This is a genomic window from Cellulomonas chitinilytica, assembly GCF_016862675.1.
GTDB lineage: Bacteria > Actinomycetota > Actinomycetes > Actinomycetales > Cellulomonadaceae > Cellulomonas > Cellulomonas chitinilytica.
Genome location: NZ_BONK01000008.1, coordinates 93544 through 113979 on the forward strand (window position 1 = coordinate 93544; position 20436 = coordinate 113979).

At 74.6% G+C, this 20436-nt stretch carries 14 protein-coding genes; 7 read left to right on the plus strand and 7 right to left on the minus strand.

The annotated features are described in order from the left end of the window. Position 1 precedes the first annotated feature (1 nt). From Cch01nite_RS12595 to valS, 5 genes are all read right to left on the minus strand, one after another. Positions 2-1234, minus strand: a complete 1233-nt coding sequence (locus Cch01nite_RS12595) for a M28 family metallopeptidase (RefSeq protein WP_203754757.1) — start codon at positions 1232-1234, stop codon at positions 2-4. Then, positions 1231-1545, minus strand: coding sequence for a hypothetical protein (locus Cch01nite_RS12600; protein ID WP_203754759.1), 315 nt, complete (start codon positions 1543-1545; stop codon positions 1231-1233). Before Cch01nite_RS12600 ends, Cch01nite_RS12595 begins: the two co-directional genes overlap by 4 nt. A 69-nt stretch (positions 1546-1614) precedes the next feature. Beyond that, positions 1615-3744, minus strand: a complete 2130-nt coding sequence (locus tag Cch01nite_RS12605; RefSeq protein ID WP_203754761.1) for a DUF8189 domain-containing protein — start codon at positions 3742-3744, stop codon at positions 1615-1617. Between the two features lie 181 nt (positions 3745-3925). Then, positions 3926-5749 (minus strand): AMP-dependent synthetase/ligase, encoded by a 1824-nt coding sequence (locus tag Cch01nite_RS12610; RefSeq protein ID WP_203754763.1) that lies wholly within the window; start codon positions 5747-5749, stop codon positions 3926-3928. Between the two features lie 2 nt (positions 5750-5751). After that, positions 5752-8409 (minus strand): valine--tRNA ligase, encoded by a 2658-nt coding sequence (valS, locus tag Cch01nite_RS12615; RefSeq protein WP_203754765.1) that lies wholly within the window; start codon positions 8407-8409, stop codon positions 5752-5754. 289 nt (positions 8410-8698) lie between these two features. Between valS and Cch01nite_RS12620 the strand changes: the two genes are divergently transcribed. The 6 genes from Cch01nite_RS12620 (at position 8699) to Cch01nite_RS12645 (ending at position 18569) form a co-directional block, all read left to right on the plus strand. After that, entirely contained in the window at positions 8699-12559 is a 3861-nt protein-coding gene (locus Cch01nite_RS12620) for a Pls/PosA family non-ribosomal peptide synthetase (RefSeq protein WP_203754767.1), read from the plus strand. Continuing rightward, a complete protein-coding gene (locus tag Cch01nite_RS12625; RefSeq protein ID WP_203754770.1) occupies positions 12556-13869 on the plus strand; it encodes a M1 family metallopeptidase in 1314 nt (437 codons plus the stop codon). Before Cch01nite_RS12620 ends, Cch01nite_RS12625 begins: the two co-directional genes overlap by 4 nt. Before the next feature lie 9 nt (positions 13870-13878). Next, the gene (locus Cch01nite_RS12630; protein ID WP_203754773.1) at positions 13879-15414 is read left to right on the plus strand and encodes an outer membrane protein assembly factor BamB family protein; all 1536 of its coding nucleotides are present in this window, start codon (positions 13879-13881) and stop codon (positions 15412-15414) included. A 151-nt stretch (positions 15415-15565) separates the two neighbouring features. Next, positions 15566-16537 (plus strand): TIGR03557 family F420-dependent LLM class oxidoreductase, encoded by a 972-nt coding sequence (locus Cch01nite_RS12635; protein ID WP_203755310.1) that lies wholly within the window; start codon positions 15566-15568, stop codon positions 16535-16537. Beyond that, the gene (locus Cch01nite_RS12640) at positions 16534-17340 is read left to right on the plus strand and encodes a coenzyme F420-0:L-glutamate ligase (RefSeq protein WP_203754776.1); all 807 of its coding nucleotides are present in this window, start codon (positions 16534-16536) and stop codon (positions 17338-17340) included. Before Cch01nite_RS12635 ends, Cch01nite_RS12640 begins: the two co-directional genes overlap by 4 nt. A 2-nt stretch (positions 17341-17342) precedes the next feature. Continuing rightward, positions 17343-18569, plus strand: coding sequence for a glycoside hydrolase family 3 N-terminal domain-containing protein (locus tag Cch01nite_RS12645; RefSeq protein ID WP_239070418.1), 1227 nt, complete (start codon positions 17343-17345; stop codon positions 18567-18569). 10 nt (positions 18570-18579) lie between these two features. Here the strand turns inward: Cch01nite_RS12645 and Cch01nite_RS12650 are convergent, their stop codons facing one another. Continuing rightward, entirely contained in the window at positions 18580-18960 is a 381-nt protein-coding gene (locus tag Cch01nite_RS12650; RefSeq protein WP_203754779.1) for a YbjQ family protein, read from the minus strand. 60 nt (positions 18961-19020) lie between these two features. Continuing rightward, complete coding sequence (locus Cch01nite_RS12655) at positions 19021-19596, minus strand: HhH-GPD-type base excision DNA repair protein (protein ID WP_203754782.1); 576 nt, start codon at positions 19594-19596, stop codon at positions 19021-19023. A gap of 151 nt (positions 19597-19747) precedes the next feature. On the opposite strand from Cch01nite_RS12655, the gene cofC reads away from it, so the two are divergent. Continuing rightward, positions 19748-20413 carry a 2-phospho-L-lactate guanylyltransferase gene (gene cofC / locus Cch01nite_RS12660; protein WP_239070424.1) on the plus strand — a complete coding sequence of 222 codons (666 nt, stop codon included), beginning with the start codon at positions 19748-19750 and terminating at the stop codon, positions 20411-20413. The last annotated feature ends 23 nt before the right edge of the window (positions 20414-20436 follow it).

The following is a 20436-nucleotide window of genomic DNA, read 5'->3' on the forward strand; positions in this document are numbered from 1 at the left end:
CTCAGCAGTCGTCGGGCGGGTCGGGCTCGCCGGGCACGACGACCGCGACGAGCCACCCGGCGAGCGCCACGACGTTCATCCGGAGGATCTGCCGCGCGAACGACGGGTCGACGTGGGTCGCGACGTCCGCGGCGGAGTGGATGTGGCCGTTCGCGCTGTCGCCGCCCTCGATGGTGAGCACCGCGGGGATGCGGCGGTTGATGAAGGGCACGTGGTCGCTCGCGAACGGGGACAGCGAGGTCTCGACCGCGAGGTCCGTCACGGCCGCCGCTGCCGCGGACAGCTCGGCGATCTGCGACGACGACAGCTCGGCACCCTCCAGCAGCACGGTCGCGGTGGCGGTGTTCCGGGTGCCGATCATGTCCATGTTGAGCACGGCCCGGATCCGGAGCCGGTCGGCCCGGGGGAGGGCCGCGACGTGCTGGGTGCTGCCGAACAGCCCCTCCTCCTCGCCGCCGAACAGGACGAGGCGCAGGTCGTGCTGCCACGTGCGGGTCGCGAGGAGGCGCGCGAGCTCGAGGAGCCCGGCGGACCCGCTGCCGTTGTCGTCCGCGCCCGGGGCGGGGGCGGACGGGCCGCCCGCCAGGTTGACGGAGTCCAGGTGCGCGGTGACGACGACGAGCCCGCCGCCGCCGTCACCGCTGCGGTCGGCCACGAGGTTCTCGCAGCCGCCCGCCCCGACCGTGACCGGTTCGCGCCTGGTCGCGTAGCCCAGGGCGTCGAGCCGGGACTGCGACTCGTCGAGCGCCTGCGCGAAGCCGTCGCTGAGCGAGTGCCGGGTCGGCAGGCCGGCCAGCCAGGCGACGTCGGACCGGAACGCCTCGGCGTCGACGGCGTCCGCGAGGGCGCGTGCGGAGTCGTCGAGCCGGGCGGGTGCCGCGGTCGACGGCTCCGCGATCGCGATGCCGTTCGGCAGCGGCATGACCCGCCAGTGGTCGGTGCTGCCGAGGTCCACCGACCCGTCGACGACGAGGTGCCGGCCGTGCGCGACGATCGGCCGCACCCCCGGGTGCGCGTCCTCGAACGCACGACCGACCTGCGTGACGAGCCGCAGGGCGGCGGTGCGGGTGGTGCCCGGTGCGCGTGCGCCGGCGTCGCCGTCGGGCGCCACGTCCCACCGGATCTCCCGGCCCCCGACGCGAGCCCGGAAGGCCGGGCCGCGCTCGCCACGCCCGGCGGCCGAGAGGTCCGCGGTGTCCGGGGAGTCGACGACCACGTAGCTGACCCCGCTCACAGCTCCTCCACGACCTCGAGCCGGTCCTCCTCGAGCCGCACCACCCGCAGCGTCCGACCGGGCGCCTCACCCTCCCCGGTCAGCACCAGACGGCCCGGCGACGGGGCGCTCCACCGCCCGGTGCGCCGGGTCTCGGTGTCGTCGCGCCCGATGCCGAGCTCGGTCATGGTGCCGTCGTCGGCCAGCTCGAGGCCGCGGCGCAGCCGGGAGGGCGGCAGGTTGCTGCCGCGGGCCCGGTACACCGCCACCCCGTCGTGGTCCTCCTCGGGCGTGCGGATCCAGCTGCCGGTCACCCGGGCGTCGTCGCCCATGTCGTCGACCTTCCTCGAGCGTGTCGTCGGTGCTCCCAGCGTGCCTCACCGGCACGCGCCGAGCGTGCCTCACCGGCGCCGGCTCGACCTCCGGCCGGCGGGGGCGTCGGACTTGACCTTCTCGAGGTCGGCGGGGGAGTGCGGGACCTGTGCCGTGCGGATGTTGCTGATGACCCCGCCCAGCGACTCGTAGCCGTCGACGCTGGGACCCCACGCCGAGCCGTCCCACCACTTGTGGTACAGCGCGCCGTCGGTCCCTTCGACGAAGACGTCGAGCCGGTTCGGGCCCCACGACGTGACGCGCGGCGGCGACACGCACGCCCCGCCCATGAACTCCCAGTCCGTCACGGACGGCCCCCAGCCCCCGGCCCGGTCGTACCACTTGTGGTAAAGCGCGCTGTCGGTGCCGATGACGAACACGTCGACCCGTCCGTCGCCCCACGAGACCACCGTCGGCGGGCTCGTGCAGACGCCGCCCATGTACTCGTAGTCCGTCACGCCGGGTCCCCACGCGGAGCCGTCCCACCACTTGTGGTAAAGCGCACTGTCGGTCCCGACGACGAAGACGTCGAGCCGGTTCGCGCCCCACGCGACGGCCGCGGGCGCGCTGCTGCAGATGCCCCCCATGTACTCGTAGCCGGTGACGCTCGGCCCCCACGCCGAGCCGTTCCACCACTTGTGGTAGAGCGCGCTGTCGGTCCCGACGACGAAGACGTCGAGCCGGTTCGAGCCCCAGGCGACGGCCTCGGGGCGGCCCACGACCGTGCCGCCCATCGACTCGTAGCCGTCGACGCTCGGCCCCCACGCCGTGCCGTCCCACCACTTGTGGTAGAGCGCCCGGTCCGTGCCGACGACGAACGCGTCGAGCCGGTTCGGTCCCCACGTGACGACCTTCGGGGTCTCGAGGCACGTGCCGCCGAGCGACTCCCAGTCGGTGACGCCCGGACCCCACGCCGTCCCGTCCCACCACTTGTGGTACATCGCCCGGTCCGTGCCGAGGACGAACGCGTCGAGACGTCCGGGCGCCCACGCGGCCACCTCGGGCGGGCTCAGGCACACGCCGCCCATGTACTCGTACCCCTGGGTCGACGGCCCCCACTGCGTGCCGTCCCACCACTTGTGGTACGTCGCCCGGTCCGTGCCGATGACGAACGCGTCGATGCGGTCGGCGTCCCACGAGACCACGGGACCGGCCGGCTCGGGCATCACCGTGACGGGTGCCCCCAGGTCGAGGAACGACGCGCGGGCACCCTCGAGCGTCGCGGCCATCCGGGCGGCCTGGCCGTGCGTGAACATGAACATCGCGGCGTCGTCCGTGTAGTCCATGTAGTCCATGAACAGGTCGCCGTTGGGCCCGTTGCTGCAGCTCACGTGCGGGAACGCCGGCGTGCCGTAGTTCTCGCTCGCCTGGTTCGGGGTGTCGTCCACCTCGTCGGAGCCGGCGCAGCCCGTGCCGTCGTCGCCCCAGATGTGGAACAGGTTCAGCCAGTGCCCGACCTCGTGCGTGGCCGTGCGGCCGAGGTCGAACGGGGCCGCGGCCGTGCCCGTGTCGCCGAACGCGGTGTCCGCGATGACGACGCCGTCGGTCTCCGCCGGGCCGCCCGGGAACTGGGCGTACCCGAGCAGGCCGCCCTGGCTGCTGTGGATCGTGCTGACCCAGATGTTGAGGTACCGGTCCGACGGCCAGGCGTCGTGCCCGCCGTGGGCCGTGAACTTGATCGGGTTCCCGTCCTGCGGGAACGACGCGGTCGTCGTCGACGTGCGGGTGATGCCCGTCGTCGGGTTCCCGTCGGGGTCGGACGTCGCGAGGTGGAACTCGACGCGGGAGTCGGCGACGAGCGGCGCGAACACCGGCGGGACGTGCGCGACGTCCGGGTTGGTCGCACGGTAGTCCCGGTTCAGCACCGCGATCTGGGACTGCACCTGGGCGTCCGAGATGTTCTGCGCCTCCGTGCTGTACACCACGTGCACGACGACCGGGATGTGCACGACGCCCGTGAACCGGGCGGTCCGCCGGGCCCGGGCGTTGTTCTCGATGGACGACCGGGCGCGGGCGTACATCTCGGACGTCGACAGCAGCTTGCGGTGCTCGTCCATGGTGCCGCACCAGCCGCGCGACAGCGGCGCCGGCGGTGGTGCGGCGGCGGGGTGCTCCGGTTCGTTGGGCATGTGGCCGCCGCCGTCGTTCTTCTTGGGCATGACTCCCCCTCGCTGGTGGGGGCGGGCGCGGGCTCGTCGTCGCCGAGGCCCCGACGGGCGGCGACGCGTCGGAACCGGTCACGAGGGCGGCGGCTGGACGGGCAGGTGGCCCCCGACAGCCCGCCCGGTGTCCAGAATGCGCCGGTTCGTCCTGGTCTCACAAGACGGACGCCGGGTGAGGTCAGCCGGCGGCGTGCTCCGGGCGGGTGTCCACGTAGAGCGCGTCGATCTCGGCGGCGAAGTCCCGCAGCACCAGGGACCGCTTCACCTTGAGCGACGGCGTCAGGTACCCGTTCGCCTCGGTGAGGTCCTCCGGGAGCACCCGGATCTTGCGGATCGACTCCGCACGGGACACGGCCTCGTTCGCGCGGTCGACGGCACGGTCCAGCGCGGCCAGGACCCGCTCGTCGGCCCCGGCGGCGGCCACGTCCATCGACGGCAGGCCGTGGTTCGCGAGCCAGCCGGGGAGCATCTCCGCGTCCAGGGTGACGAGGGCGCCGATGAACGGCTTCTGGTCGCCGACCACGACGACCTGGCTGACCAGCGGGTGCCCGCGCAGCCGGTCCTCGAGCGCGGCGGGGGCGACGTTCTTGCCGCCGGCGGTGACGATGATCTCCTTGGTGCGGCCCGTGATGCGCAGGTAGCCGTCGTCGTCGAGGGTGCCGAGGTCGCCTGTGCGGAACCAGCCGTCGACGAGCGCCGCCTTCGTCGCCTCCTCGTCGTGCCGGTACCCGCGGAACACGTGCGGGCCCTGCACCCAGATCTGCCCGTCGTCGTCGACCCGCAGCGCGGTGCCGGGGAACGCCGGACCGACCGAGCCGACCTTCGTCAGGCCCGGACGGTTCACCGCGGTGGGGGCGGTCGTCTCGGTGAGCCCGTAGCCCTCGAGGACGTGCACGCCGATGCCGCGGTAGAAGTGGCCGAGCCGCTCCCCGAGCGGGGCGCCGCCGGAGATCGCGAACTCGGCGCGCCCGCCGAGCGCGTCCCGCAGGCGGTGGTGCACCAGCGCACCCGCGGCCCGGTGACGCGCACGCAGGGCCGCGCCCGGTCCGCGCTCGGTGTCGAGGGCCTGCGAGAACTCGACCGCGGCCTTCGCGGCCCAACGGAACAGCCGCAGCTTCGTGCCGGCGCCCGCCTTCTGCTCCGCGGAGTTGTACACCTTCTCGAACACCCGCGGCACGGCCAGGATGAACGTCGGCTGGAACGCGGCGAGGTCCGGCAGGAGGTTGCGGGTGTCGGGCGTGTGGCCGAGCACCGCGCCCGACGGGACGCAGAGCACCTGGATGAAGCGTGCGAACACGTGCGCGAGCGGCATGAACAGCAGCGTGCGGGAGTGCGGCTGCGCGCACACCTCGCCGAGGCCGTCGACGCCGTTGAGCGTGAGCGCGACGAAGTTGCCGTGCGTGAGCTCGACACCCTTCGGCCGGCCCGTGGTGCCCGACGTGTAGATGACCGTCGCGAGGTCGTCCATGCCCGCGAGCGCCGAGCGACGGTCGATCTCCTCGTCGGGGACGTCCGCGCCGTCGGCGGCCATCGTGTCGAGGCCGCCCCCGTCGATGACCTCGACGTGGGCGAGCCCCGGGAGGTCGTCCCGGACCTGCGTGACCACCGCGGCGTGCGTCGCCGTCTCGACGACCGCGAGCCGCACGCCGGCGTCCGCGCAGATCCACCGCACCTGCTCGGCGGACGACGTCTCGTAGACGGGCACGCCCACGGCGCCCGCCGCCCACACCGCGAAGTCGACGAGCGTCCACTCGTACCGGGTGCGCGACATGATCGCGACCCGGTCGCCCGGCTCGATGCCGCGCGCCACGAAGCCCTTCGCCAGGGCCCGGACCTCGGCGACGAACGTCGCGACGCTCACCGGGGTCCACGGCGCGCCCGGCCCGGCGGAGCGCTCGATGAGCACGCCGTCCGGGTCGCGCGCGAGCCGCTCGGCGAGCAGCCCGGGGATGCTGGACCGCGGGTCCGGGTCCACCAGGCTCTCCGAGCGGAACTCGCGCATCGTCAGACCGCCGCCGCCGGGACGAGCTCGGCGTCGTGCGCGACGACCTGCTCGCCGTCGTCGTCGGCGAGCGTCAGGGTGCCGACCACGCGCCCGGCGGCCCGGACGTCCTCGAGCGCCGCGTCGACACCCGCACGCAGCGCCGTCGGGACGGCCAGGCGGACCGCGCTGATCTCGGTGCGCATCGAGACCTTCGCCTCGGACTTCACCTTGCGCAGCGCCGCCAGGGCGGCACCCGCGGCGGCGACGACGGACGGGTCCGCGTCGCCCGCGGCCGCACGCAGGGGAGCGGCGTCCGGCCACGGCGCGCGGTGCACCGAGCCCTCCCGCCACCACGACCAGACCTCCTCGGTCGCGAACGGGAGCACCGGGGCGAACAGGCGCAGCAGCACGTCGAGCGCGATGCCCAGGGCGGCACGGGCGGACGCCGTCTCGGCGCTCACCTCCGTCGCGCCCGCACCGTAGGCGCGGTCCTTGACGAGCTCGAGGTAGTCGTCGCAGAACGTCCAGAAGAACGTCTCCGACAGCTCCAGCGCGCGCGTGTGGTCGTAGGACTCCAGCGCCGCGGTGGCCTTCTCGACGACGTCCACCAGCCCGGCGAGCATGGCGCGGTCCAGCGGGTTCGTGACGAGCGCCGGGTCGAGCAGCACGGGCTCGGTCGGCGAGCCGAACGACAGCGCGAACTTCGACGCGTTGAGCACCTTGATCGCGAGGCGGCGGCCGATCTTCATCTGGCCGATCTCGAACGCCGCGTCGGTGCCGAGCCGGGCGGAGGCCGCCCAGTAGCGGACCGCGTCCGAGCCGTGCTCCTCGAGCAGACCCATGGGCGTGACGACGTTGCCCTTGGACTTCGACATCTTCTTGCGGTCCGGGTCGAGGATCCAGCCGCTGATCGCCGCCTGCGTCCACGGCAGCGAGCCGTGCTCCAGGTGGCTGCGGACCACCGTGGAGAACAGCCAGGTGCGGATGATGTCCTGGCCCTGGGGGCGCAGGTCCATCGGGAAGACGCGCGCGAACAGGTCGGGGTCGGAGCGCCAGCCGCCGACGATCTGCGGGGTCAGCGAGCTCGTCGCCCAGGTGTCCATGATGTCGGGGTCGCCCACGAAGCCCCCCGGCACGCCGCGCTGGTCGGCCGTGTACCCCGCGGGGACGTCGGACGACGGGTCGATCGGCAGCAGGTCCTCGGACGGCAGGATCGGGGAGTCGTGGTCGACCTCGCCCTGCTCGTCGAGCGGGTACCAGACCGGGAACGGCACGCCGAAGAACCGCTGCCGCGACACCAGCCAGTCGCCGTTGAGGCCGCCGACCCAGTTCTCGTAGCGCACCCGCATGAAGTCGGGGGCGAAGCCGAGCTCGGCGCCGCGGGCGAGCAGGGCCTCGCGCAGCTGCTCGTCGCGGCCGCCGTTGCGGATGTACCACTGGCGGCTCGTGACGATCTCGAGGGGCTTGTCGCCCTTCTCGTAGAAGTTCGCCTTGCGCTGCGTGGGCGTCGGCTCGCCGTCCAGGTCGCCCGACTCGCGCAGGCCCGCGACGACGGCCTCGCGCGCCGAGAACGTCGTCTTGCCGGCGAGCTCGCCGAACAGGGCCCGGCCCGCCTCCGACCCGATCCAGTCCGGGGTGTCGCGGACGATCCGGCCGTCACGGCCGACCACCGACCGGGTCGGCAGCTGCAGCTCGCGCCACCACTGCACGTCGGTGAGGTCGCCGAACGTGCAGCACATCGCGATGCCCGCGCCCTTGTCCGGCTCGGCGGCCGGGTGCGCGAGGACGGGGAGCTCGACGCCGAACAGCGGCGACGTGACCGTGGTGCCGAACAGGTGCTGGTAGCGCTCGTCGTCGGGGTGCGCGATGAGCGCGACGCACGCGGGCAGCAGCTCGGGACGCGTCGTCTCGATGTAGACAGGAGCGCCGTCCTCGCGGTGGAAGGCGACCTTGTGGAACGCCCCCGGGTAGTCGCGCGCCTCGAGCTCGGCCTGCGCCACGGCCGTCTGGAACGTCACGTCCCACAGCCCCGGGGCCTCGGCCTGGTACGCCTCGCCGCGTGCGAGGTTGCGCAGGAACGCCTGCTGCGCGACGGCCCGGGACTCGGCGGACACCGTCTGGTACGTCATGGACCAGTCGACCGACAGGCCGAGCCGGCGCCACAGCGCCTCGAACTGGCGCTCGTCCTCGACGGTGAGCACCTCGCACAGCTCGACGAAGTTGCGGCGGCTCACCGGCACCTGGTCACCGGGCTTGACGACCTTGCCGTCGGTGCCGTTGTGCGGCGGCACGAAGTCGGGCACGTACGGCAGCGTCGGGTCGCAGCGCACACCGTAGTAGTTCTGCACGCGCCGCTCGGTCGGCAGGCCGTTGTCGTCCCAGCCCATCGGGTAGAAGACCTCGCGCCCGCGCATGCGCTGGAACCGCGCGACGACGTCGGTGTGCGTGTACGAGAACACGTGGCCGACGTGCAGGGATCCGGAGACCGTGGGCGGCGGCGTGTCGATGGAGTAGACCTCGTCGCGCGTCTTCGAGCGGTCGAACCCGTAAAGGTCCTGCGCGGACCACGCGGCGTCCCAGCGCTCCTCGACGCCGTCGAGCGAGACGCGGTCCGGTACCTCGCGCGCGCCGGTGGTGCTCGGCGTGGACAGGGCAGGATCCGGGCGCAGGTCGCTCATGGTCACACATCTTCCCAGATCGCGCGGGGCTCCCCGGTGCACCGTCCGGCGGCCGGTCCGACGTCGCGTCGCCGGGACGCCCCCGGGTCCCCGCCCGGCGCCGGGGCCGCCTACGGGCGAACATTGGGTGACGTCGCGATGAACAGGTGATCAGCCCTGCGTGTCGGGCTGCGGCGTGGTGCCAGGCTCGCAGGTCGCACACGTCGTCGACGACGCGTGCGCAGGACGACGACGGGAGGCCGGCGACGCCGGCACGGGGAGGTCCCGGGCCCGGCGGACCGGATGGCACGTGACTCAAGCAGACGGTTTCCGCAGGTCAGGGCTCGCGGCGCAGCCGCGGACCCTCGTGGACGTCCTCGACGCCACGGTCGCCGCGCACGGCGACGCTCCCGCGATCGACGACGGCACGACGGTGCTCACCTACGTTGAGCTCGCCGACGCGGTGCGTGCGGGGGCGGCCGGCCTGGTGCGGGCCGGTGTCGGACCGGGCGACCGGGTCGGCGTGCGGATCCCGTCCGGGACCGCCGAGCTCTACACCGCGATCCTCGCCGTGCTCGCGGCGGGGGCGGCCTACGTCCCCGTGGACGTCGACGACCCCGACGAGCGCGCCCGGACCGTGTTCCGGGAGGCCGCCGTCGCCCGCGTGCTCACCGAGGGCGACCTGCCCGCGCTGGCCGCCCGCGCAGGCACCGCGAAGCCGCGACGACCGGGGCTCGACGACGACGCGTGGATCATCTTCACGTCCGGCTCGACCGGTGCGCCGAAGGGCGTCGCGGTCGCGCACCGCTCCGCCGCGGCGTTCGTCGACGCCGAGACCCGGCTGTTCCTGCGGGACGCGCCCCTCGGCCCCGGCGACCGCGTGCTCGCCGGGCTGTCCGTCGCGTTCGACGCGAGCTGCGAGGAGATGTGGCTCGCGTGGGCGCACGGCGCATGCCTCGTCCCCGCGCCGCGGGCCCTCGTCCGCACCGGCATGGACCTCGGCCCCTGGCTCGTCGCGCAGGGCGTCACCGTGATCTCCACCGTCCCGACCCTCGCCGGGCTGTGGCGGCCCGACGAGCTCGCGGGTGTGCGGCTGCTGATCTTCGGCGGCGAGGCGGTGCCGCCCGAGCTCGCGGCTCGGCTGGTGGCCGACGGCCGGGAGGTCTGGAACACGTACGGGCCGACCGAGACGACCGTGGTGGCGTGCGCGAGCCGGATGACCGGTGACGGGCCTGTCCGGATCGGGCACGCGCTCGACGGGTGGGACCTGGCTGTCGTCGCCGCGGACGGGTCGCCCGTCGGCGAGGGGGAGGTCGGCGAGCTCGTCATCGGCGGCGTCGGGCTGGCGCGGTACCTCGACCCCGTCAAGGACGCCGAGAAGTTCGCGCCGGCCCCCGCGCTGGGGTGGGACCGGGCGTACCGCAGCGGCGACCTCGTGCGGAACGAGAGCGACGGGCTGGTGTTCCTCGGCCGGGCCGACGACCAGGTCAAGGTCGGCGGGCGGCGCATCGAGCTCGGCGAGGTGGACAGCGCGCTCGCCGGGCTGCCCGGCGTCGCCGGGGCGGCCGCCGCCGTGCGCCGCACACCGGCCGGGACCGCGGTGCTCGTCGGGTACCTCATGGCGGCGCCCGGCGCCGAGCTGGACCTCGACGCCGCGAGGACCGCGCTGCGCGACGTGCTGCCTCCCGCGCTCGTCCCGCTGCTCGCCGTCGTCGAGTCGCTGCCGACCCGGGGCTCCGGGAAGGTCGACCGCGACGCGCTGCCGTGGCCCCTCGAGCGGGTCGGCGCGGACGACGCGCCCGCGGTGACGCTCACCGGCACCGCCGCCTGGGTCGCGACCCGGTGGACCGCGGCGCTCGGCGCGGCCGTGACCGGCCCCGACCAGGACTTCTTCGCCGACAGCGGCGGCAGCCTCGTCGCCGCCCAGCTCGTGTCCGCGCTGCGCGAGCGGTTCCCGACCGTCACCGTCGCCGACCTGTACGACAACCCCCGGCTGGGTGCTCTCGTGCAGCGCCTCGACGAGTTCGACGCGCCCGAGCCGGCCGACGCCCGGACGGTCCTGCCGACCCCCCGCCGCGCCCAGGTGATCCAGACCGTGCTGGCCGTCCCGCTCGCCCTGCTCGTGGGCCTGCGCTGGCTGACGTGGCTCCTCGCCGCCGACGCGGTGCTGCGGTGGACCGGCACCGTCACCTGGGCGCCGCAGGTCGACGGTGCGTGGTGGTGGGTCCTCGCCGGGTGGCTCGTGCTCATCAGCCCGATGGGTCGGATGGGGACCACGGTGCTCGTCGCCCGGTGGCTCCTGCACGGGGTGCGCCCCGGCCGGTACCCGCGCGGCGGGTCGGTGCACCTGCGCCTCTGGTTCGCCGAGAGCTGGGCGGCCGCGGCCGGCGCCGGCAACCTCTCGTGCGCGCCGTGGACCGTCGTCTACGCGAGGGCGCTCGGCGCCGACGTCGGCAAGGACGTCGACCTGCACGCGTTCCCGCCGGTCACGGGCATGCTCACGCTCCGCAACGGGTGCAGCGTCGAGCCCGAGGTGGACCTGTCCGGGCACTGGGTGGACGGCGACGTGCTGCACGTCGGGCGCATCCGGATCGACAAGCGGGCCACCGTCGGCACCCGCAGCACGCTCGCGCCCGGCACGCGCGTCGGGCAGGGGGCGCAGGTCGCGCCCGGCTCCGCGGTGCTGTCGTCGGTGCCGCCCGGTGAGCTGTGGGCGGGCTCCCCGGCGCAGTTCGACGGGCCCGCGGGTGAGGGGTGGCCGCGGCCCCGGGCGCCCCGGGGGCGGGCCTGGGTCGGCGTCTACGCGGCGACGGCCGCGGTGCTCGCGGCGACGCCCGTCGTGGCCGTCGGGTGCGGGCTCGTCGTCGTCGCGCTCGGGATGCGCGGGTCCGGCTCCTGGGGCGAGGGGGTCGTCGACGCGCTGCGCGCCGTGCCGCTCGGGGCGGTGACCGCGTTCGTCGTCCTCGCGCTCTCCACCCTCGTCGGGGTCCGGCTCCTGTCGATCGGCGTCGGCGAGGGGTACCACCCGGTGCGCAGCCGTTCCGGGTGGCAGGTCTGGGCCACGCAGCGGCTCATGGACGACGCCCGCACGACGCTGTTCCCGCTGTACGCGAGCACCGCGACGCCGTGGTGGCTGCGCGCCCTCGGGGCCGACGTGGGCCGTGACGTCGAGGCGTCGACCGTGCTCATGCTCCCGTCCATGACGACCGTCGGGGACGGGGCGTTCCTCGCCGACGACACCCTCATCGGGTCCTACGAGCTGGGCCGCGGGTGGATGCGGGTCGAGGGGGCCAAGGTCGGCAAACGGGCGTTCCTCGGCAACTCGGGGATGATCGCGCCCGGCCGCGCCGTGCCGAAGCGCGGGCTCGTCGCGGTGCTGTCCGCGACGCCCGAGCGTGCGAAGTCGGGCACCTCATGGCTCGGGTCGCCACCGGTCAAGCTGCGTCGGGCCGCGGCCGAGGTCGACGAGGAGCGCACGTTCGAGCCGCCGGTGCGCCCGCGTGTGGCACGGGCGCTCGTCGAGGTGTGCCGGGTGGTCCCGGTGATCTGCACGTTCGGGCTCGGCGTGCTCGTCCTGCTCGTCCTGCAGCGAGTCGTCCACGAGGCCGGGCCGCTGGTCGCCGCGGCCGCCTCACCGCTGGTCGTGCTCGCCGCCGCGACCGTGGCCTGCGCCCTGGCCACCGCGGCGAAGTGGCTCCTCGTCGGTCGGCTGACCCCGGGGGAGCACCCGCTGTGGAGCTCGTTCATCTGGCGCAACGAGCTCGCCGACACGTTCCTCGAGTCGGTCGCCGTGCCGTGGATCGGGCCCGCGACGGTCGGCTCGCCGGCGCTCAACGTGTGGCTGCGCACCCTCGGCGCCCGGATCGGCCGCGGCGTGTGGTGCGAGACGTACTGGCTCCCGGAGGCGGACCTCGTCGAGCTCGGCGACGGCGCGAGCGTGAACCGTGGCTGCGTGCTGCAGACGCACCTGTTCCATGATCGGGTGATGAGCATGGACACGGTGACCCTCGGGGCGGGCGCGAGCCTCGGCCCGCACGGCGTGGTGCTGCCCGCGGCGAGCCTCGGCGACGGCTCGGCCGTCGGACCTGCCTCGCTCGTGCTGCGCGGCGAGGCCATCCCTGCGGGCTCCGCGTGGACCGGCAACCCGGTGGTGCCCGTGGGCGCCGCATGACGGCAGCCGGGCCCGACCCGTACCTGCCGGCCTGGGTCGACGGCGGCCTCGACGTCTCCCGCTACGAGCTCGACCTCGACTACCGCGTCGCGACCAACCGGCTCAGCGGCGAGGCCCGGGTGCACGGGACCGCGCAGCGCCCGCTCGACCGGATCACCCTCGCCCTCGACCACCTGCGCGTGTCCAAGGTGCTCGTCGACGGGCGGCGCCCCGTGCGCTGGACGCATCGCGAGGGCCGGCTCGTCGTGCGTCCCGAGCGGCCCGTGCCCGTGGGGGCGAGCCTCGTCGTCGAGGTGCACTACGCCGGGCACCCGCGGCCGCGCAACGGGACGTGGGGCGACGTCGGCTGGGAGGAGCTGAGCGACGGCGTCATCGTCGCCGGCCAGCCCGACGGGGCGGCGTCGTGGTTCCCCTGCCACGACCACCCGTCGGACAAGGCCGCGTTCCACGTCGAGATCACCACGGAGGCGGGGTACGACGTCGTGTGCAACGGCGTCCTGCGGTCCCGCACCGCCAGGTCCAGCCGGGTGCGCTGGGTGTTCGACCAGCCGGAGCCCACCGCGGCCTACCTCGCGACCGTGCAGATCGGCCGGTACGAGCGGCTGACGAGCGGCACGGACCCGGTGCCGCAGCGTGCGTCCGTGCCGCCTCGGCTGCGCGAGGCGTTCTGGCGCGACTTCGGCCGCCAGCAGCAGATGCTCGCGCTGTTCGTCGACCGGTTCGGGCCCTACCCGTTCCCCGAGTACACCGTGGTGGTCACCGACGACCCGCTGGAGATCCCGCTCGAGGCGCACGGCCTGTCGGTGTTCGGCGCCAACCACGTCGACGGCGTCCGGGGCTCCGAGCGGCTCGTCGCGCACGAGCTCGCGCACCAGTGGTTCGGCAACAGCCTCACCGTCGCGAGCTGGCGGGACATCTGGCTGCACGAGGGCTTCGCCTGCTACGCCGAGTGGCTGTGGTCCGAGGCGTCGGGCGGGCGCACCGCCGACGCGCAGGCGCGGGCCGCGCACGCCCGGCTCGCCGGTCTGCCGCAGGACCTCCTGGTCGGCGACCCCGGCCGGGACCACATGTTCGACGACCGTGTCTACAAGCGCGGCGCGCTCGCGCTGCACGCCGTCCGGCTCGTCGTGGGCGACGACGCCTTCTTCGCGGCCCTGCGGGCGTGGACACGGCGGTACGCGCACGGGTCGGTCAGCACCGCGATGTTCGTCGAGACGGCGTCGCACGTGACCGGCATGACGCTCGACGGCCTGATCACGACCTGGTTGTTCACACGCGCGCTGCCCCCGCTCCCCGCCGCGGCGGACTAGCGTTCGGCCATGGCCCGCACGTACGTGGAGCTCGTCGAGGACGACGAGCACCTGCGACCCGACGAGGAGCACCGCTCCGGGCTCGTCGACGTCGTGCGCCGCCACCCCGCACGCGCGCTCACCGCCGCCGTCGTCGCGGTCGTCGTCGTCGGTGGCGCGGTGGTCGCGCAGCTGGTCGTCGACGCCCGCGAGCGGGCACAGCTCGCCGCGCTCGCCGACGAGCCGGGCTTCCTGGCACCGGTCGAGCTGCCGATGCGATCCGTCTTCGTCGCCGACGGCGACGCCGCCTCCGCCGTGCAGAACGGCGTCCGCGTCGGTGACCTGCTCGTCGGCGGGACGTACGAGCCGGTCGCCGTCGGTCCGCACGTGCTCGCGGTCGACCCGGCGACCGGCGCGGTGGTCTGGGACGTCACCGTCGACCTGCCTCCGGCGGCCGAGCCGGAGCCGGAGGTCCAGGCGGGGAGCGAGCCCTCGGGGACCACCTGGTGCACGGCGCCCGAGGGCGAGCCGTCGCGCGTCGCGTGCGTCGTCAGCCGCAGCTACGGCTGGCAGTCCGACGACGGCCGGTTCGGGCACGAGGTCGCCGTACGTGCGCTCGTCGTGCTCGACGCGAGCGACGGGTCGGTCGTCGAGCGGCGGGACGAGCCGCTGGGTGCCGAGCTGTTCGTGGGCGACGACGCGTACTGGGTGGCGAGCATCGACCCCGACCGCCGGGGCGTCCAGGTCGTGGAGCGCGGGTACGACGACGCGGAGCACTGGTCGACGCACGTCGACGCGCCCGCCGAGCTCGACCAGGACACCACGCCGGCTGTGATGGCCGACGACACACGTACGGTGCTCAGCCTCGGGACGACGGCGTGGCTCCTCGGCGCGGACGGCACCCCCGGGCATCGGCTCGGCGGCGGGACCGGACCGGGGTGGGTCTCGCTCGTGCCGGACGGGGTGCTCATCATGCGGTACGACCAGGACGGCGCCCAGGAGGGCGGGGGCGTGCTCTGGCACGCCGACGGCACCAGCAGGGACATGACCGGCTTCGACCCCGCCCCGATCTACGTCGACGACGGCAGCCGGCCCGGGGCGACGTTCACGACCGACAGCAGCATCGGTCCGCTCGTCCGGCGGGACCGGGCCGGGGCGGTGCTGTGGAAGGCCGACGTGACGCTCGGGTCGTGGTCGTTCCTGGTGCGCGGCACGGTCGTCGTCGCGGGCGGCAGCGAGCTGGCCGCCGTCGACGCGGACGACGGCGACGTGCTGTGGAAGACGACACTGCCGGCACCCGCCGACCAGCTGTTCACCGACGGCCGGGTCGTGCTGGTGCCGAACGGCAGGGTCGTCCGCGCGTACGGGATCGACGACGGGGAGCGGCGGTGGTCCGCACAGCTCGTCGAACGTGACGGCGAGTACACGCTGCAGCGCATGGCGACCGACGACCCCACCGCGGACGTCTCGGCGCCCTACAGCGACGGGTGGTGGAACGTGACTCCCGCCGGGCAGCTCGCGTACAGCCTGCCGACGGCGGACAGCACCGTCGTCGTGCTCGGCTGAGGCCTGTGCCGCCGGGAACACCGCCGGCACCCGTGCAGGTTAGGGTCGCGGAAGGCTGCCGGTGCCGGTGGCCTGGTGAGCAGGGACGACGAAGGGGTGCGACGCGGTGAGCGGTGTGAGTGCGAGCGGACTGACGGTCGGGTACGCGGCGATGCTCGAGCAGTTCCACCCCACCGAGGCGGTCGCGCTGTCCGTGCACGCGGAGCAGCACGGCTTCTCGGGAGTGATGGCGGCCGACCACTACCAGCCGTGGGTGCCGGCTCAGGGGCAGGCGGCGTTCGTGTGGAACGTGCTCTCGGCGCTGGGTGAGCGGACCGTCGGCGACATCGGCCCCGGCGTCACGGCGCCGACCTTCCGGTGGCACCCGGCGATGGTCGCCCAGGCGTCCGCGACGCTCGCGGCGATGTACCCCGGGCGGCACTGGCTCGGCCTGGGCTCGGGGGAGGCGCTCAACGAGCACATCGTCGCGGGCTACTGGCCCGAGGCCCCCGAGCGCATCAACCGGATGTTCGAAGCGATCGAGCTCATCAAGAAGCTCTTCACCTCGTCCCTCGCGGGCAAGGACGTCAAGCACGCGGGCCAGTTCTACAAGCTCGAGTCGACCCGGCTGTGGACCATGCCGGAGGTCGCCCCCGAGATCCTCGTGGCCACCGCCGGCCCGGTGACCGCCAAGCGTGCCGGCCGGCACGCCGACGGCCTCATCACGGTCGGCGCGCCGCTGGAGAAGATCTCCGGGCTGTTCGGCAAGTTCGACGAGGGCGTGCGGGAGTCCGGCCGCTCGCCGGAGGACCTGCCGAAGGTGCTGCAGCTGCACATGTCGTGGGCGGCCACCGACGAGGAGGCCCTCGCCAACGCGATGCACGAGTGGCCCAACGGCGGCATGAAGTTCCCGAAGGCCGACATCCGGTCGCCGTTCGACTTCGAGCAGATGGCCAAGCTCGTGCGTCCCGAGGACTTCGAGGGCCGGATGGTCATCTCGTCCGACCCCGACGTGCACCGCGCCGAGATCCAGAAGTACGTGGACCTCGGGTTCGACCGGATCTACCTGCACAACGTCGGGCGCAACCAGCGCGAGTGGATCGAGACGTTCGGCGAGCAGGTGCTGCCGAAGCTGGTCCGATGACGGCGACCGAGGTGCGGGTGTGGGCGCCGACCGGCCTGCCCGAGGTGGCGCCCGGCGACGACCTCGCCGGGCTGCTCGTCGCCCTGCTGCGGGACGACGCCGACGCCGCGCCCGAGCACGCGCTGCGTGACGGCGACGTCCTGGTGCTCACCAGCAAGGTCGTGTCCAAGGCCGAGGGCAGGGTGGTCGCCGCCGACGACCGCGAGCAGGCGATCACCGACGAGACGGTCCGCGTCGTCGCGACGCGCGAGCACGCCACGGGCGTCACACGGATCGTGGAGAACCGGCTCGGGCTCGTCATGGCCGCGGCCGGCGTCGACGCCAGCAACACCCCTGCGGGCACGGTGCTCCTGCTGCCGCTCGACCCCGACGGCACGGCCCGCCACCTGCGCGCCGCGCTGCAGGCCGCGTTCGGGGTGCGGCTCGGTCTGGTCCTCACGGACACCGCCGGGCGGCCGTGGCGGCAGGGCGTCACGGACCTCGCGATCGGTGCCGCCGGCGTCGAGGTGCTCGACGACCTGCGCGGGCAGGTCGACTCGTTCGGCCGGCCGCTCGTCATGACGGTCGCGGCGGTCGCCGACGAGATCGCGTCCGCCGCCGAGCTCGTCAAGGGCAAGGCCGCCGGGCGGCCCCTCGCGGTGGTCCGCGGTCTGGCGCACCTCGTCACGGTCGACGACGGACCCGGTGCCCGGGTGCTCGTGCGGACGGGTGACGACGACATGTTCCACCTGGGCAGCGCCGAGGCGTACGCGCAGGGCTGGAAGGACGCGCTCGAACGGCCCGACGAGGCGCCCCGGGAGTGAGCGTGACGCCCGAGCACGCACGGGGTGGCCGGCGGTCGGCGACCGGGTGGGTGGTGGTCACGGGCATTCTCGTCCTGCTCGGCGCCTCCGCCGTCGCCGTGTGGTTCGCGCTGCGCCCCGTGGAGGGCGGCGGCCCGGCGCCGGTGGTCCCCGGTGCGCCGACCCCGGAGCCCACGCCGTCCCCGTCCGACGACGCGTGGGCCGGGTGGTCGCTTGAGGAGCAGGTCGGCCAGGTGTTCATGGTCGGCGTCGACGTCGCGTCGCCGCAGCAGGTGAGCACCGACGCGATCCGGCAGGACCACGTCGGGAACCTGTTCCTGCAGAACCGCACGCACGCCGGCGCGGCGCCCACCCGCACCCTCGTCGACTCGTTCACCGCCCTCGTCTCGGACGCGACCACGCACGGCACCCCGCTCCTCGTGGCCACCGACCAGGAAGGCGGGCAGGTGCAGGTGCTCCAGGGCCCGGGCTTCTCGACGATCCCGGCGGCCGTCGACCAGGCGCAGCTGGACCCGGCGGACCTGCGCGCCCAGGCCACGACGTGGGGCGGCGAGCTGGCCGGCGTCGGGGTGGACCTGAACCTCGCCCCCGTGATGGACCTCGTGCCCGACCAGGCGACGGCGGGCTCGAACCCGCCCGTCGGCGCCCTCGGCCGGAGCTACGGCTTCACCCCGGGCACGGTGACGAGCCACGCGAACGCGTTCGCCGACGGGATGCGGGCCGCCGGCGTCGACGTCGCGATCAAGCACTTCCCGGGCCTCGGCCGGGTCACCGAGGACACCGACTCGGCGGACGGGGTGACCGACACGGTGACGACGCGCGACGACGCGTCGGTCGACGTGTTCAGGTCCGGGATCGAGGCGGGTGCGGAGTGCGTGATGGTGTCGACGGCGGTCTACAGCCGGATCGACCCGGGCACGCCCGCGGCGTTCTCGTCGACCGTCGTCGGCGGGATGCTGCGCGGCGACCTGGGCTTCGACGGTCTCGTCGTCACCGACGACCTGTCCGGCGCCGAGCAGGTCGCCGCGTGGTCTCCCGGCGACCGGGCGGTGCTGGCCCTCGACGCGGGGGTCGACCTGGTGCTCGTGTCCAAGGACCCGACGGTCGCGCACGCGATGGTCACGGCGGTGCTGGGCCGTGCCCGTGCCGACGCGGCGTTCCGCGCGAAGGTGGAGGCCGCCGCGCGGCGCGTGCTCGAGACGAAGGGGCAGTGGCCGCCCGGCCCCTGACCGGCCGCGCTCAGGCGGGCGGCGGTGTCGCGGCGACGCTCGCCGACTGCGGCGTGGCACCCGGCTCGCCGGCCGGGATCGGCTCGACGACCACGGCCGTGCCGTACGCGCACACCTCGGAGAACTGCTGCAGCGAGTCGGTGTCGAACCGCATCGCGACGACCGCGTTCGCGCCGCGCTGCTGCGCCTCGGCGACCATCCGTCGCATCACCTCGTGGCGGCTCTCGTACATGATCTTCGTGAACTCCGGCAGCTCGCCGCCGCCGATGGCGCGCAGGCCCGCCGTGAACGACTGGCCGATGTTCGTCGCGCGCACGGTCAGGCCCATCACCTCGCCGAGCACGGCCTGGATGCGGTAGCCCGGGACCTCGTTCGTCGTCACCACGATCACGCGGCCGATGCTTCCACACGACGGCCCGGGCAGAGGCGGACGTCACCCGGGCGGGTGCGCTCAGCCGCGCGCCGCCTTCGCCGCCGCCTTCGCCGCCTGCTTCGTCGCCCGCACCTCGGCGAGCGACTGCGGGTCCGTGACGTCGGCGATGGACCTGCGGGCGTCCACGTCGCCGTAGGCCCCGGCGGCCTCGCGCCACCCGTCGGGCGTGACCCCGGCCTGCTTGCCGAGCAGCGCCAGGAAGATGCGCGCCTTCTGGTCGCCGAACCCGGGCAGCGCCTTGAGCCGGCGCAGCACCGTCGCGCCGTCCGGCACGCCGTCGGTCCACAGCCGCGTCACGTCACCGCCGTACGTGCCCACGACCTCCGCGGCGACCGCCTGGATGCGGCCCGCCATCGAGCCGGGGTAGCGGTGCACCGCGGGCGGCGTCGAGCAGAGGGCGACGAACTCGTCGGGGTCGGCCGCCGCGATGCGGCCCGGGTCGAGGCCGCCCATCCGGTCGGCGATCTTCGACGGGCCGGCGAACGCGCTCTCCATCGTCACCTGCTGGTCGAGGAGCATCCCGACGAGGAGCGCGAAGGGGTCCTCCGACAGGAGGCGGTCGGCGGAGGGGTCACCCGTGAGCCACAGCGTCATGGGGGTCATCCTCTCGCGTCGTCGGACGGCTCGTCCTGCGGTCGGCGGGCGGTGGGTAGGGTCGCGGCATGTCGACGTGCCCGCCGGTCCTGCGCCTCGCCGGCGGCCCCGGGCCCCGCGGTCCGCAGCACTCGTGGCGCCGCGTGGCGACGTGCCGGTGACCCGCTGGGTCGTCGTCGTGCCCGTGAAGACGGCGACGGCCGGCAAGACGCGGCTCGCGGGCGTCCTGCCGGAGAGCCACCGTCAGGCGCTCGTGCGGGCCATGGCGCTCGACACGGTCGCCGCCGCCGTGGCGACGCGTGGCGTGGTGCGCGTGCTCGTCGTGACGGCCGACGAGCCCGTGCGGCTCGGTCTGCCTACCGGTGCGGAGGCGGTCGACGAGCCGTCGCCGACCACGCGACCCGCGGGCGCGGTCGAGCCGGGCCTCGACGCGGCCGTGCTCGCCGGTGCCGACCGCGCGGCCGCGCTGGACCCCGGGGCGGGGGTCGCGGTGCTGCTCGGCGACCTGCCCGCCCTGCGCCCGGACGACCTCGCGGCGGCGCTCGACCTCGCCGCCCACCGTCCGCGCACGGTCGTCGCCGACCTGGGCGGCACGGGGACGACGCTGCTCACGGTCGCGCCCGGGCTCGACCTGCGACCGCGGTTCGGTGCCGGTTCGGCCGCCGCGCACGAGGCCCTCGGCCACGTGCGGCTCGACGTGCCGGGGACGTCGAGCCTGCGGCGGGACGTGGACGTGCCGGTGGACCTCGCGAGGGCGGCCCACGACGCGGGGCCGCGGACGCGGGCGGTGCTCGGCGACGTCGCGCCGCGTGGCTGACCGGTGCCGCGTGGCTGACCGGA